At 62.8% G+C, this 15426-nt stretch carries 11 protein-coding genes and 1 pseudogene; 11 read left to right on the top strand and 1 reads right to left on the bottom strand.

Annotated elements, in window-relative coordinates; all coding sequences use genetic code 11:
- Together recA and recX are read left to right on the top strand one after the other, a co-directional pair.
- A pseudogene (gene recA, locus ACLV8F_RS23760) lies at window positions 1-443 on the top strand (recombinase RecA); the annotation flags it as partial.
- 75 nt (window positions 444-518) lie between these two features.
- The gene (recX, locus tag ACLV8F_RS23755) at window positions 519-1010 is read left to right on the top strand and encodes a recombination regulator RecX (RefSeq protein ID WP_411886662.1); all 492 of its coding nucleotides are present in this window, start codon (window positions 519-521) and stop codon (window positions 1008-1010) included.
- Window positions 1011-1018: 8 nt separating this feature from the next.
- Here the strand turns inward: recX and argC are convergent, their stop codons facing one another.
- Window positions 1019-1930, bottom strand: coding sequence for an N-acetyl-gamma-glutamyl-phosphate reductase (gene argC, locus ACLV8F_RS23750; protein WP_411886661.1), 912 nt, complete (start codon window positions 1928-1930; stop codon window positions 1019-1021).
- Window positions 1931-2206: 276 nt separating this feature from the next.
- On the opposite strand from argC, the gene sucC reads away from it, so the two are divergent.
- The 9 genes from sucC to ACLV8F_RS23705 all read left to right on the top strand — a co-directional run bounded on the left by sucC (window position 2207) and on the right by ACLV8F_RS23705 (window position 15193).
- Window positions 2207-3367 (top strand): ADP-forming succinate--CoA ligase subunit beta, encoded by a 1161-nt coding sequence (gene sucC / locus ACLV8F_RS23745; protein WP_411886660.1) that lies wholly within the window; start codon window positions 2207-2209, stop codon window positions 3365-3367.
- A gap of 18 nt (window positions 3368-3385) precedes the next feature.
- On the top strand, window positions 3386-4279 hold the full coding sequence (gene sucD, locus ACLV8F_RS23740) for a succinate--CoA ligase subunit alpha (protein ID WP_411879218.1): 894 nt from the start codon (window positions 3386-3388) through the stop codon (window positions 4277-4279).
- Window positions 4280-4402: 123 nt separating this feature from the next.
- Entirely contained in the window at window positions 4403-5104 is a 702-nt protein-coding gene (locus ACLV8F_RS23735; RefSeq protein WP_411886659.1) for a TerC family protein, read from the top strand.
- Between the two features lie 307 nt (window positions 5105-5411).
- Window positions 5412-8153, top strand: a complete 2742-nt coding sequence (locus ACLV8F_RS23730; protein ID WP_411886658.1) for a protein kinase domain-containing protein — start codon at window positions 5412-5414, stop codon at window positions 8151-8153.
- Between the two features lie 13 nt (window positions 8154-8166).
- Complete coding sequence (locus tag ACLV8F_RS23725; protein ID WP_411886657.1) at window positions 8167-8952, top strand: Stp1/IreP family PP2C-type Ser/Thr phosphatase; 786 nt, start codon at window positions 8167-8169, stop codon at window positions 8950-8952.
- 39 nt (window positions 8953-8991) lie between these two features.
- Complete coding sequence (locus tag ACLV8F_RS23720) at window positions 8992-9651, top strand: FHA domain-containing protein (RefSeq protein WP_411886656.1); 660 nt, start codon at window positions 8992-8994, stop codon at window positions 9649-9651.
- Between the two features lie 62 nt (window positions 9652-9713).
- The gene (locus ACLV8F_RS23715; RefSeq protein ID WP_411886655.1) at window positions 9714-11963 is read left to right on the top strand and encodes a CHASE2 domain-containing protein; all 2250 of its coding nucleotides are present in this window, start codon (window positions 9714-9716) and stop codon (window positions 11961-11963) included.
- Between the two features lie 36 nt (window positions 11964-11999).
- On the top strand, window positions 12000-12791 hold the full coding sequence (locus tag ACLV8F_RS23710) for a 3',5'-cyclic-nucleotide phosphodiesterase (RefSeq protein WP_411886654.1): 792 nt from the start codon (window positions 12000-12002) through the stop codon (window positions 12789-12791).
- Entirely contained in the window at window positions 12788-15193 is a 2406-nt protein-coding gene (locus ACLV8F_RS23705; RefSeq protein ID WP_411886653.1) for a GspE/PulE family protein, read from the top strand. Before ACLV8F_RS23710 ends, ACLV8F_RS23705 begins: the two co-directional genes overlap by 4 nt.
- Window positions 15194-15426 lie beyond the last annotated feature (233 nt).

Genomic DNA, 15426 nt, shown 5'->3' with positions numbered 1-15426 from the left:
AGTTCTACCCCTCGGTGCGCCTGGACATCCGCCGCATCGGCTCCATCAAGAAGGGCGAAGAGGTGATCGGCAACGAAACCCGGGTCAAGGTGGTCAAGAACAAGGTGGCGTCGCCGTTCAAGACGGCGGAGTTCGACATCCTCTACGGCGAGGGCATCAGCCGCCTGGGCGAGGTGCTGGACCTGGGCGTGGCCGGCCACATCGTCGAGAAAGCCGGCGCCTGGTACGCCTTCAACGGCGAAAAAATCGGCCAGGGCCGCGACAACTCGCGTGAGTTCCTGAAAGAAAACCCTGAACTCGCGATCGAGATCGAAAACAAGGTGCGCGAATCGCTGGGCATCCCGCTGGTGCAGGTTGCCGGTAGCGTAGACGCCCCGGCCGAAAAGCCGGCCAAGGCGGAAAAAGCCGAGAAGGCCGAAAAGCCTGCCAAGGCTGCAGCCTGAGAGGTTCCAGCCCAGCCTGAGGGCGCATAAGCGGATGTCTAAAGGCAGCGCTTGTGCGGCCCAGGCATGTTGACCATGGACAAGCCCTCGGATCGCAAGCCCTCCAAACCCGCCTCTCGTGCGGGTTTTGGCCTTTCGCTCAAGGGGCGCGCCCTGCGCTACCTGGCCGGGCGCGAACATTCACGTGCCGAACTGGAGCGCAAGCTGGCGCCCCATGAAGAAACGCCGGGGCAACTGGCGCAGGTGCTGGACGACCTGCAGGCCAAGGACTTCATCAGCGAGGCGCGTGTGGTCGAGTCGGTGATCAACCGGCGTGCCGGGCGCTTCGGCGCGGCGCGCATCAAGCACGAGCTGCTGAATAAAGGCCTCAGCGCGGAGCGCGTGGCCGGGGCCATGGCCAGCCTCAAGGGCAGTGAGCTGGAACGCGCCCGCGAGATCTGGCGCAAGAAATTCGAGGGACCGGCGCCCGATGCGGCGGGGCGCGCCAAACAGATGCGCTTTTTAGCGGCGCGGGGCTTTGGCGGCGAGGTGATCCGCCGCGTGGTGTCCCAAGCCGATGAGGACTGAAGCCAGGCTTACAGCCCGAGCATCAATTTCAGGTTTTGTACGGCGGCGCCCGAAGCGCCCTTGCCCAGGTTGTCCAGCCGCGCCACCAGCACCGCCTGGCGGTGCTCTTCATTGGCGAACACGCGCAGTTCCATCTTGTTGGTGTCGTTGAGCGCCAGCGCGTCCAGCTTGCCCGATTCGGGCGCGGCTTGCACCGTCACCCATTCGCTGCCGGTGTAATGTTTGGCCAGCATGTCCTGCAGTTGCGCGCCGGTCGGCTTGCCGGGCAGCAAGTCCAGGTGCAGCGGCAACTGCACCAGCATGCCCTGCTTGAAGTTGCCGACGGAAGGGATGAACACCGGGCGGCGTGACAAGCCGGTGTATTTCATGATCTCGGGCAGGTGCTTGTGCTTCAGGCCCAGGCCGTAGAGTTCAAACAGCGGCGCGGTGCCGGCCTCGTAGTCTTCGATCATCTGCCGTCCGCCGCCTGAGTAGCCGCTCACGGCCGGAAGGCTCAGGGGGAAATCGGCCGGTATCGCGCCGGCGTCAACCAGCGGGCGGATCAGCGCGATCGCGCCCGTCGCATAGCAGCCGGGGTTGCCGACGCGGTCGGCGGCCGCCACGGCGGCGCGCTGCGTCTGGGTCAATTCAGGAAAACCGTAAACCCAGCCGGGCACGGTGCGGTGCGCGGTGGAAGCGTCGATGATCTTGGGCTTCTTGCCGGTCAGCGAGTCGATCATGGCCACCGACTCGCGGGCCGCGTCGTCGTGCAGGCACAGGATCACCATGTCCACTTGCGCCATCAGTGCGCGCTTGGCCGCCGCATCCTTGCGCAACTCGGGCGCGATGCTGACCAGCTCGATCTGCGGCATGGCTTGCAGCCGCTCGCGGATTTGCAGGCCCGTGGTGCCGGCTTCTCCATCAATAAAAACTTTGGGCATGAATACTTCCAGCTACTGTCAACAGAAATACGCAAATAACAAAAATGCAGGGTCGCGGGACGGCTCAAAAACGCCCGAAAAAGCCCGATTTCGGCCCATTTGGGGGTGTAAGCCCGGCACAGGAATTGTGCGTCGCACCATGATACAGTTCTGCGTTGCTGCCTGCAGTGACCGCCGACGTGGTTTTTTGGGCCGGTGTGGCCTGTTTCCGACACCCCATAGCCCTGCCCAAATCCCAGTTGCACCCCCTCTTTTACTGAATTCTGAAGGTTTTTCATGAAAATTCACGAGTACCAGGGCAAGGAAATCTTGCGCAATTTTGGTGTGCCTGTGCCCCGCGGCATTCCGGCCTTCACGGTGCAGGAAGCGGTGGAAGCCGCCCAAAAGCTCGGCGGCCCGGTATGGGTGGTCAAGGCGCAGATCCATGCGGGCGGACGCGGCAAGGGCGGCGGCGTGAAGGTTGCGAAGACCATTGAGGACGTCAAGCGCATTGCCGGCGAAATCCTGGGCATGCAGCTGAAGACGCACCAGACCGGCCCCGAAGGCCAGAAAGTCCGCCGCCTCTATATTGAAGACGGCGCCGACATCCAGAAGGAATACTACATCTCGGCCGTGACCGACCGCGAGTCGCAGAAGGTGGCCTTCATCGCTTCCAGCGAAGGCGGCATGGACATCGAAGAGGTGGCCCATTCCAACCCCGAAAAAATCATCAAGGTGTTTGTCGATCCGCTCATCGGCATGACGGACGCCCAGGCCAAGGAAGTCGCCGCGGGCATCGGCATGCCTGCCGACTCCGTGCCCCAAACCGTCGACATCCTGCAAAAGCTCTACAAGTGCTACATGGAGACCGACGCGTCCCTGGTTGAAATCAACCCGCTGAACCGCAACAGCAAGGGCGAAATCATGGCCCTGGACGCGAAGTTCAACTTCGATGCCAACGCGCTGTTCCGCCACCCTGAAATCGTGGCTTACCGCGACCTGGACGAGGAAGACCCGGCCGAAGTCGAAGCCAGCAAGTTTGACCTGGCCTACATCAGCCTGGACGGCAACATCGGTTGCCTGGTCAACGGCGCCGGCCTGGCCATGGCGACCATGGACACCATCAAGCTGTTCGGCGGCGAGCCGGCCAACTTCCTGGACGTGGGCGGCGGCGCAACGGCCGAGAAAGTCACCGAAGCCTTCAAGATCATGCTGAAGAACCCCGATGTCAAAGGCATCCTGGTCAACATCTTCGGCGGCATCATGAAGTGCGACACCATCGCCGACGGCGTCATCACCGCCTGCAAGGCCGTGAACCTGTCGGTTCCGCTGGTCGTGCGCATGAAGGGCACCAACGAAGACCTGGGCAAAAAAATGCTGGCGGACTCCGGTTTGCCCATCATTGCCGCAGACACCATGGCCGAAGCCGCGACCAAAATCGTGGCCGCCGTCAAGTAAGCCCAGGAGAACACAAGCATGTCGATCTACATCAACAAAAACACCAAAGTCATCACCCAGGGCATCACCGGCAAGACCGGCCAGTTCCACACCCGCATGTGCCGCGACTACGCGAACGGCCGCGAAGCCTTTGTGGCCGGTGTGAACCCCAAGAAAGCCGGCGAAGACTTCGAAGGCATCCCGATTTTCGCCAACGTCACCGAGGCCGCCCAGGCCACCGGCGCCACCGTCTCGGTGATTTATGTGCCGCCCGCAGGCGCGGCCGCCGCCATCTGGGAAGCCGTGGAAGCCAACCTCGACCTGGCCATCTGCATCACCGAAGGCATCCCCGTGCGCGACATGCTGGAAGTGCGCAACCGCATGAAGGCCAAGGAAGCCGCCGGCGGCAAGAAAACCCTGCTGCTGGGCCCCAACTGCCCCGGCCTGATCACGCCCGAAGAGATCAAGATCGGCATCATGCCCGGCCACATCCACCGCAAGGGCCGCATCGGCGTGGTCAGCCGCTCCGGCACGCTGACCTATGAAGCCGTGGCGCAACTGACCGAAATCGGCCTGGGCCAGTCCAGCGCTGTCGGCATCGGCGGCGACCCGATCAACGGCCTCAAGCACATTGACGTGATGAAGGCCTTTAATGACGACCCGGACACCGATGCCGTCATCATGATCGGCGAAATCGGCGGCCCGGACGAAGCCGAAGCGGCGGTCTGGTGCAAAGCCAACATGAAAAAACCCATCGTCGGCTTCATCGCCGGCGTGACGGCCCCGGCCGGCAAGCGCATGGGCCATGCGGGCGCGCTGATCTCCGGCGGCGCCGACACGGCGGACGCCAAGCTGGCCATCATGGAAGCCTGCGGTTTCACCGTGACGCGCAACCCCTCGGAAATGGCCAAGCTGCTCAAGGCGCTGCTGTAAGGCACCCGGCGGCCGCATTCGTAAGCATTAATACGAACGCTGCCTGGCCCCATCCGGGCTAAACTCGAAAAAACAAAAAAAGCGCTGCCCGGCGCTTTTTTTCATTCATAACAGGAGATAGCCATGATTTTCGGACTGGACCTCGCGTCCCCTCTCTTCTGGAGCGCTTTCGGCTCCATCATCCTCGCCAACATCGTGCTGTCCGGCGACAACGCCGTGGTGATCGCCATGGCGGCGCGTACGCTCAAGCCCGAGCAGCGCAGCAAGGCCATCTTCTGGGGCAGCGCCGCGGCCATCGTCATGCGCATCGTGCTGACCATCGTGGCCATCCAGCTGCTGAGCCTGCCTTACCTGAAGCTCATAGGCGCGATCCTGCTGGTCTACATTGGCGTGGACCTGCTCAAGGGCGAAGAAGACGAAGACGGCGAAGGCCATGAAATCAACGGCATGATGGCCGCCATCCGCACCATCCTGATCGCCGACCTCGTCATGAGCCTGGACAACGTGCTGGCCGTGGCCGCCGCCGCCAAGGGCAACCTGCCCTTGCTGGTGCTGGGCCTGCTGGTGAGCATTCCGCTGATCATTTTCGGCGCCACCTTGTTGACCAAGGTCATGGAGCGCTTCCCCATCATCATCACCATCGGCGCCGCCCTGCTTGGTTTCCTGGCCGGTGAAATGCTGCTGACCGACCCGGCCGTGGTGTCCTATTTCGGCCCCATCAGTGAGCATACGGTGACGGTAGGCGGTATTTTGGGTGCCGTGCTGGTCGTGGCCCTGGGTACCTACCTCACAAAACGGCGTCGGAGCAAAGCGTCTTCCGCCTGAGTCCGGCCGGCCCCTTCCCCGGCGCCGGCCCCCAAAACCCCCGATTTTCCATGCCCGCCCCGCGCGGGCATTTTTACGTGGGCTGAAAACCACTTATTTGCAACAGTCGGCGCGGCCGCCGTGCAAAAGTCCCTTGTCCAGCCGCACCCCGTCTGTTAATGTCCTTTTATTCAGGGGACTTGTAACCTGCCGAAACAGCCGGCGCTGCTTGGTGCGTCAAAACGGCTGTTGCCGGGTGGCGGGTAATACAAAGCAATTAAAAAAAACGGCTAGCTTATGCACAGCGAATCAGGACAAGGGACGGGTAGTGGCCTCATCATCTAGAAAGCTGAGTCAGTTCTGGCGGGCCGACTGGTTCGTCGGTGTCCTGGTGGTGCTGGCCGTCCTTTTCCTGCATGGCCTGACGGACTTCTTCGGCACGCTGGAGCGCCGCTACTACGACTTCGCCAGCACCAGCACCTCGCGCCAGCCGTCCGACCGCATCGCCATCATCGCCATTGACGACCAGAGCATTGCCAACATCGGGCGCTGGCCCTGGCCGCGCGACGTGCACGCCCAGCTGATCGACCAGCTTTCCGCGGCCAAGGCTAAAACCATCGCGCACACCGCTTTCTTTTTTGAGCCCCAGACGGACCGCGGGCTGGTGTTCATCCGCAAGATGAAGGAGGCGCTGGGCCCCGTCGCGGATCCCGCCGCGGCGACCCCGGGCGGCCTGCCCGAGCAGCTCGGCAAGGTCATCGCCGAGGCTGAAATCGCCTTGGACACCGACGCCAAGCTCGCAGCCAGCATGGCCAAGGCCGGCAACGTCCTGGTGCCCTCCGTATTCCAGCTGGGAGTGCCGCAGGGCCGTCCCGACAACCCGCTGCCGGCCTATGCGCTGAAAAGCGCGGTCGATGAAACCAATAACTTCTCCCTGCCGGCCATACGCGGCCAGCAGCCCATAGAGCAGATAGGCACGGCGGCGGCCGGCATTGCGCACCTGAACCAGCTGCCCGACGTGGATGGCGCCGTGCGGCAGGAGCCGCTGCTGATCAACTACTACGGCAAGGCCGTGCCCTCCATGAGCCTGCTGGTGGCGGCCAACAGCCTGAACCTCGGTCCGGCCGACATCAAGCTCAATGTCGGCGAATCGGTGCAGATTGGCAAGCTGATGGTCAAGACCGACGAATCGGCGCTCATGCTGCCGCAGTTCTACAAGGGCAAGGACGGCCGGCCGGCTTTTGCCGTCGATTCGTTTTATGACGTGATTTCCGGCAAGATCCCGGCCGCCAAGTACGCCGACAAGATCGTGATCATCGGTGCCACCGCCGCGGGCGTGGGCACCCAGTTCCCGACACCGGCCGGCGGCCTTTCCCCGGCGGAAACCATCGCGCACATCACCTCCAGCATCCTGAGCGAGCATTTCATCGTGCAGCCGGGCTGGGGTGTGTGGGCCACGCTGGGTGTGCTGCTGCTGGTCGCCGGCTACCTGGTCGCCGGCCTGCCGCGCCTGTCGGCGGGCAAGGCGGCCATGGTCACCCTGGCGCTGTTCGTGGTGCTGCTGGTGGCGGAGTTCAGCCTGCTGTCCGCGGCCGCGACCTGGCTCAAGTTCGTCTTCCCCGCGGCCCTGCTGGTCATCGGCCACCTGGCGCTGACAACCAAGCGTTTCCTCATGACCGAGGCGGGCAAGCTCAAGTCCGACGAGGAATCGGCCGAAACCAACCGCATGATGGGCCTGGCGCTGCAAGGCCAGGGCCAGCTCGACATGGCATTCGACCGTTTCCGCCGCGTACCCTTCACCGACGCGCTGATGGACAACATGAACAACCTTGCGCTGGATTTCGAGCGCAAGCGGCAGTTCAACAAGGCCCAGGCCGTGTACGAGTACATGGCCAGCTACAACAAGAACCACAAAGACCTGCAGTCCAAACTCAAGCGCGCGAAAAACCTGTCGGAGACCGTCATCCTGGGCGGCGGCGGTTCACACCCCGGCGGCACCATGCTGCTGGACGGCGGCGCCGTCGAAAAACCCATGCTGGGCCGCTACCAGGTCGAAAAAGAACTGGGCAAAGGCGCCATGGGCGTGGTCTACCTTGGCAAGGACCCCAAGATCGGCCGTGTCGTGGCGATCAAGACCATGGCGCTGAGCCAGGAATTCGAGGGCGAAGAGCTCGACGATGCGCGCGAACGCTTCTTCCGCGAGGCCGAAACGGCCGGCCGCCTGCAGCACCAGAACATCGTGACCATCTTCGACGCCGGCGAAGAGCACGACCTGGCCTACATCGCGATGGAATTCCTCAAGGGCAAGGACCTGGCCGACGTCACCAAGGACGGCAGCCTGCTGCCCATCCCCAAAGTGCTGTCCATCGTGGCGCGGGTGGCCGAAGCCCTGGCCTACGCGCACAAACAGAACGTTGTGCACCGGGACATCAAGCCGGCCAACATCATGTATGAGCCCGACAGCGACACGGTGAAGGTGACCGACTTCGGCATCGCCCGCATTACCGATTCGAGCAAGACCAAGACCGGCTTGGTGCTGGGCACGCCCAGCTTCATGTCGCCGGAGCAGATCGCCGGCAAAAAAGTCGACGGGCGCTCTGATTTGTATTCATTGGGCGTCATGCTGTTCCAGATGCTGGCCGGCGTGTTGCCCTTCCGGGGCGACTCCATGGCCGAGCTGATGTACAAGATCGCCAACGAAGAGGCCCCGGACATTCGCATCATCCGCAAAGAGCTGTCCGACCGGCTGGCCGGGATCGTCGCGCTGTCTCTGGCCAAAAAGCCTGAACTGCGTTACCAGGATGGCGACAGCTTTGCCGCCGACCTGCGCGAGGTCATCGCCGCCTTGGGCGCCGGGTCCGTGGCCGCGCCCGGGGCGTCACCCTATGCCGCGCCGCCGACCGCAGCCGGGGCTTCATTCGATGCCACGGTGGTGCAGTCCGCCTCGGCCGCGCCGGCGCCCGATCCCAGGGCCTATGATGCGACCCAGGCCATGAATGCCGGCGGATCCCCAGCGTTTGACAAAACCGTTGTCTCCGCGCCGTCCGCCGCCGACAAAGATACCCAGTGACAACACGAACAAGATGATCTACGAGATTTGTACACACACCGACCCAGGGCTGACGCGGGACAACAACGAAGACGCGGTCGCGTTTGATGCCGCGACCCGGCTTTGCATCCTGGCTGACGGCATGGGCGGCTACAACGCCGGCGAGATCGCCAGCGGCATGGCCGTGGCCTTCATCAAGTCGGAAATGGGGCGCTGGCTGTCCCAGGCGGGCCGGCACGCCAACGCCAAGGAAGTGCGCCGGGCGCTGGAAATCTGCGTCGAAAACGCCAACCATTCGATCTTCAACGCGGCCAACTCCAACCCCCAATACACGGGCATGGGCACCACGCTGGTCGTGGGTGTCTTCCAGGACGGGCGCCTGATGCTGGGCCATATCGGCGATTCGCGTTGCTACCGCCTGCGCGGCCAGGAGCTGCAGCAGATCACCAAGGACCACTCCCTGCTCCAGGAGCAGATCGACGCCGGGCTGATCACACCCGAACAGGCGCTGACCTCTCTGAACAAGAACCTGGTGACGCGCGCCCTCGGCGTGGAAGACACCGTGCTGGTGGAAGTCAACGAACACCGCGTGGAATCGGGCGACCTCTACATGATGTGTTCAGACGGTTTGTCGGATATGGTGGCGGACCCGGGCATTGCCGCCATCCTGGCGGGTACGGGCACGTTGGAGCAAAAGTCAAAGCAGCTGATTGCGGCGGCGAACGAGGCCGGTGGACGCGATAATATTTCCGTCTTGCTGGCCTATGCGAAAGAAGACTCGGCCAAGCGCGGCCTTTTGTCCAGAATGCTGGGAAAATAGCGCGGTGACTGAAAATTTAAAAACAGACAGGAGTCGGCCATGCCGAAAATGATCGTCTCTATTGACGGCGTTGTGATCAAGGAAGTCCAGTTGACCAAAGACCGCACGTCTTTGGGCCGCAGGCCCTACAACGATATCGTCATTGACAACCTCGCTGTCAGCGGGGAGCATGCCGTCCTGCAGATGTCCGGCAACGAGGTCTATCTGGAAGACCTCAACAGCACCAACGGCACCTACGTCAACGGCAAGGCCGTCAAAAAGCTGCTGCTGCAAAACAGCGACACCGTGGAAATCGGCAAGTACAAGATCAAGTATGTGAACGAGGCCGCACCGGCCGGGTTCGAGAAAACCATGATCATCAAGGCCGGCTCCGCGGGCCTGGTCGCGCCGCCCCCCGGTGCGGCTCCCGCGGCGGCCCCGGTTGACGCCGGTGGCGGCCCCAGCGCGGCCATCAAGGTCATGTCGGGTGCGGCGGCCGGCCGTGAAGTTGCGCTGGTCAAGGTGGTGACCACCATCGGCAAGCCCGGCGTCGCGGTCGCGGCGATCACCAAGCGGCCCCAGGGCTTTGTCGTGGCCCATGTGGAAGGGACCGGAAAACCGACCCTCAACGGCGCGCCTATCGGTGCCGAGCCCGTGGTCCTGAAAAACGGCGACATGCTCGAGCTGGCCGGAACGCAGATGCAGTTCGTCCAACATTGACCCGGGTTGCCGGGCGGGCTTCACCGTAACGTGAGCCGCCGGCCCCCAACACCCGAGGTCTCATGAGACTCCTCTCCCGGCACTGGCCTCGCATCGCCGTCACGCTGATTCCGCTGGTTTTTGCCTTGCTGCATGCCGGCGGCGTTTTGCGCATCGGCGTGCTGCAGCGCCTGGACGACATCATTTACGATGCGCGCCTTCGGGCGACCATGCCCCACACGCTGGATGAGCGCATCGTCATCGTCGACATCGACGAGAAAAGCCTGGCCGAAGTCGGCCGCTGGCCCTGGGGGCGCAACCGGCTTGCCGAGCTGGTCGAGGAACTGCAGGACCGCCAGAAGACGGCACTGCTGGGGTTCGACGTGGTGTTCGCCGAAGCCGACGAAAGTTCTGGCCTGAAGCGGCTCAAGCAGCTGGCACAGGCGGAACTGAAGGACCAGCCGGGTTTTGCGGAAAAGCTCACCCAGTTGCAGGCCGGACTGGACTACGACGCGGTGTTCGCCAAGGCCATTGAAAAGCGGCCAGTCGTGATGGGTTACTACTTCACCAGCGACCGGGACGGCCGCGTCAACGGGATGTTGCCCGCGCCCGTCATGGACCGCGATGCGCTGGGCGGGCGGCCCATCAGGTTCACCAGCTGGAACGGCTATGGGGCCAACATCGAGCTGCTGGCCAAGGCCGCGCCCCTGGGCGGCTTTTTCAACTCCATCACCGAAGGCGACGGCGTCGTTCGCTCCATTCCCCTGCTGGCGGAGTACAAGGGCCAGTACTACGAATCGCTGGCACTGGCCATGTTCCGCATGCTGGTGGGCCTGCCCAAGGTCGAGCCGGGATTTCCGCCCGAAAAATTCCTGACGCGCAACTACCAGGGGCTGGAGAGCATTCTGCTCAAGCAGGGCGGCAAGACCCTGGCGATCCCGGTCGACGACCGCGTCGCCACGCTGGTGCCGTTTCGGGGCAACGGCGGCGCCAATGGCGGCTCCTTCCGTTACATCTCGGCGGCCGACGTGCTGGCCAAGCGCCTGGCGCCGGGCGCGCTCAAGGACAAGATCGTCCTGGTCGGCACCACGGCGCCGGGTTTGCTCGATCTGCGGGTCACGCCGGTCGGTGAGACCTATCCCGGCGTGGAAACCCACGCCAACGTGATTTCCGGCTTCCTGGACGGCAAGGTCTTCGTCAAGCCCGACTACGCCGTCGGGTTCGAGATCGTCATCCTCCTGCTCTCGGGACTGACGCTGGCGTTCGCGCTGCCTTTGCTGTCGGCTTCGCGCGCGGTGATGGTCAGCCTGGCGGTGATCGCCGCGATCGCCGGGCTGAACTTCTGGCTGTACGCCGGCTATGGCCTCGTGCTGCCGCTGGCCAGCGCGCTGGTCATGGCGCTGACGGCCTTCGCGCTCAACATGAGTTACGGCTATTTCGTCGAAAGCCGTTCCAAGCGCGAACTGGCCAACCTGTTCGGCACCTATGTGCCGCCCGAACTGGTGGACGAGATGGTGAAAGACCCCGACAGCTACAGCATGAAGGCGACCACCAAGGAGCTGACGGTCATGTTTTGCGACATGCGCGGCTTCACCAAGATGTCGGAGACCATGGAGCCGACGCAGCTGCAGGCGCTGCTCAACAGCGTCTTCAACCGCCTGACGGACCTGATACGCGGCAACCGCGGCACCATCGACAAATACATGGGCGACTGCGTCATGGCGTTCTGGGGCGCACCCGTGGACACGCCCGACCATGCTGCGCTGGCCGTCAAAACGGCGCTTGAGATGTCGAACGCCGTGCGCAAGATCAATGAAGAGCACAAGACCAAGGGTTTACCCGAGATCGGTATCGGCATAGGCCTGAACACCGGCACCATGTGCGTGGGCGACATGGGCTCGGACATCCGCCGCAGTTACACCGTGATCGGCGATGCCGTGAACCTGGGCTCTCGCCTGGAGGGCTTGTCGAAAACTTACGGTGTGGATATCGTGGCCAGCGAGTCCACCCGCAAGCTGGCCGGCGACTTTGCATGGCAGGAACTGGACAAAGTCCGCGTGAAGGGCAAAGATCAGGCTGTCGCCATTTTCTGGCCGCTGGCGCCGGCGGACCGGATCGACAAGGACAATGCCCTGGAGCTGAAAACCTGGGGCATGGCCCTGAAAGCCTACCGCGCCCAGGATTGGGACCAATGCGACGTGCAATTGCTCAATTTACAGCGCGGAAATGGCAAAAAGTTCCTTTACCGGCTGTATGCGGAGCGTGTAGCCTCCATGAGGCTGTTGCCGTTTGATCCGGAGTGGGATGGCGCGACCAATTTTGAGACCAAATAATATAAAAGACCACCTCAGGGCCAACCGGAAAACCTCATGAAAGTACGTGTACTCGGCTGCTCGGGAGCCATCGCCAAGGACTGCCGCACCACGTCTTTTCTGCTCGACCACGACTTGCTGGTCGACGCGGGCACCGGAGTGGGCGACCTGACGCTCGACGAGATGGCCGGCATCGACCACGTGCTGCTGACGCATTCGCACCTGGACCACGTCGCGGCGCTGCCGCTGATGGTGGACGCCATCGCGGCGCGGCGCACCACACCGATACAGATCCACGCCTTGCAGGGCACGATAGACGCGTTGAAAGCGCATATCTTCAACAACACCATCTGGCCGGATTTTTCCAGGATCCCCACGCCCGCGGCGCCGTTCATCAGCTTTCACCCACTCGAAGTGGGCCAGACCTTGCTGCTGGCGGGAAAGCATGTGGAGGCGCTGCCGGCCGTGCATACCGTGCCGGCCGTGGGGTACGCCGTGGCCACCGGCAAAGGCTGCTGGGTGTTCACCGGCGATACGGAACAGAACCCCGCCCTGTGGGCCCGCATCAACCAGATGAACGTGGCCATGCTGGTCATCGAGACCGCCTTCAGCAACCGCGAGCGCGACCTGGCCAAACGCAGCCTGCACCTGTCGCCCCACGCCCTTGCCAATGAGCTCGACTGCATAGAGCGCGGAAAGAATTACCCGATTTACATCACACACACCAAGCCTGCCGAAACCGATCTCATCATGGCCGAGATACAGCGTTTTGACCAAACCCGCCCGTTTGGCCCCAACGTTTCGCACGATATCCGGTGGTTGCGGGCGGGCCAGGAGTTTGAACTATGAGCGCCGTATTGCAACGAGATCCCCAGGACGAGTTTTTCGACTCGCAGATGCTGCCGCCGCAAGAGCGCGGCGTCACGTTTGAGGCGCTGTACTTCCGGCAATTGCAGCTGGTCACCAACCGCATCCACGAGACCGAAAACATCGACCAGATCATGCTGGAGGCGAGCCAGGACATCTGCAAGCTCTTCAACGCCGACCGCTTGACTTTGTACGCGGTCAATGAGGACCGCACCTCCATCGTCTCCAAGGTCAAGACGGGCCTCAATACCAGCCGCGACCTGAAGCTGCCGGTCAGCGCGCAAAGCATCGCCGGTTATGTGGCCATGTCCCGCCAGATGGTCAACATCGCCGACGTCTACGACGAAGAAGCCCTCAAGAAAATCCACCCGGCCCTGAGTTTCCTCCAGGAGGTCGACAAGCGCTCCGGGTACAGGACCAAGCAGATGCTCGTGGCGCCCGTCATGGACGGGGACACGCTGTACGGCGTCCTGCAGGTCATCAACAACCGCAGCGACCAGCCCTTCGGAAAACTTGAGGAAGACGGCGCGCGCCAGCTGTGCCAGACGCTCGGCATCGCGATACGCCAGCGCATGCAGCGGTCGGAAGAAGGCCAGCGCCGCAAGGCCACCAAGTACGACGGGCTAGTCACCGAAGGTGTGCTGTCGCAGGACGAGCTGCAGCAAGGCATCCAGCGCGCGCGCGAAGAGGGCAAGTCGGTCGAGCACATGCTGATGGCCGGTTACCACATCCGCCCCGCCCAGATCGGCCAGTCGCTGGCCAAGTTCTTCGGCGTGGGCTATGAGCCCTTCAATAGCGGCCGGATACGCTCCGAGATGCTGCACGGCGCGCTCAAGCGGGAATTCATCGGGCAACAAGGCTGGATACCGCTGGAAGAAACCACCGACGGCCTGGTGGTCATGTGCATGGACCCGGAAGCCGTGCGCGGCGCGCGCGTCGTCCCGCAGGTGTTTCCGCGCATCAGCAAGTTCGCCTACCGCGTCACCACCCAGACCGAGTTTGACGAAACACTGAACCAGCTGTTCGGCACGGGCGCCGACAACAGCTCCATCGACCAGTTGCTGGCCGACATGGACTCGCCGCTGGAAGGCGAGTCCATCGACGACACCTCGCTGGAATCAGCCGCCGCCGACAACGAACTGGTCAAGTTCGTCAACAAGGTCATCATCGACGCCTACAACCAGAAGGTCTCGGACATCCACATCGAGCCTATGCCCGGCAAGGCCAAGACTGGCATCCGCTTTCGCATTGACGGCACTCTGCAGCCCTACATCGAAGTGCCGGCGCAGTTCCGCCAGGCCATGGTCACCCGGCTCAAGATCATGTGCGACCTGGACATTTCCGAAAAGCGCAAGCCGCAGGACGGCAAGATCAAGTTCAAGAAATACGGCCCGCTGGACATCGAGCTGCGCGTCGCCACGATTCCCTCCGCAGGCGGCGTCGAAGACGTGGTCATGCGTATCCTGGCCGCGGGCGAACCGATTCCGCTCGAAAAGCTCGGCCTTACCGCGAACAACAGGGAGCGGCTGGAAAAAACCGTCTCCAAGCCCTACGGCCTCTTCTACGTGTGCGGCCCCACGGGTTCCGGCAAGACCACGACGCTGCACTCCATCCTGAAATTCCTCAACACGCCGGACACCAAAATCTGGACGGCCGAGGACCCGGTCGAAATCACCCAGAAGGGTTTGCGCCAGGTGCAGATCAACCGCAAAGCCGGCATCGACTTCGCGCTGGTCATGCGCGCCTTCCTGCGGGCAGACCCGGACATCATCATGGTCGGCGAGTCGCGCGACAAGGAAACCGTGGCCATGGGCGTGGAGGCCTCGCTCACGGGCCACATGGTGTTTTCAACCCTGCACACCAACTCTGCACCCGAGTCCATCACCCGCCTGCTGGACATGGGCATGGACCCCTTCAATTTCGCCGATGCGCTGCTGGGCATTCTTGCGCAGCGCCTGGCCAAAAAACTGTGCGATTGCAAAGAAGCTCACGTCATGAGCTCGCAGGAAATCAAGGATTTCATCCGTGAATACGCCGAAGAACTGCGCCACACCGACGCCTGGAAGGCCGATGAGGGCGGTGAGTCGCAAAAGCTGTTTGAAGGCTGGATGGAGCGCTACGGCAAGGACGGCAAGCTCACCGTGTACCGCGCCGTGGGCTGCGACAAGTGCGGCAAGACCGGCTACAAGGGTCGGATCGGCCTGCACGAACTCATGATTGCCGACGACGCCGCAAAAAAGCTGATCCAGGAACGGGCCCGCGTGGCCGAGTTGTTTGCCAGCGCCGTCAGCAGCGGCATGCACACGCTGAAGATGGACGGCATGGAGAAGGTGCTGATGGGGCTGACCGACTTGAAGATGGTTCGTTCGGTGTGTATCAAGTGATGGGGATTTCACCTCTCACGCATGTTGGCGCTTGAAGGGCGATAAGGGCGCGGCGCCTGGGCGCTCGTCAAACCCGCTGCGCTGTACACCACGTGCGCCACATGCCGGACAAGGCGTTCTCAAAATGCTGTGCAAAGCGAGGCGCGTCAAAGACGGGCGAATCAAGGACTTTTTGCCGCAGGCTTTCCCGTACGGTGGCCAGTCGTTGCAGATCCCCGGCATGCGATACCGCG

This window comes from Polaromonas sp. YR568, from assembly GCF_943369675.1.
In the GTDB taxonomy this organism is placed as follows: Bacteria; Pseudomonadota; Gammaproteobacteria; order Burkholderiales; family Burkholderiaceae_C; genus Polaromonas.
This window is presented reverse-complemented; position numbering and strand designations above follow the sequence as displayed.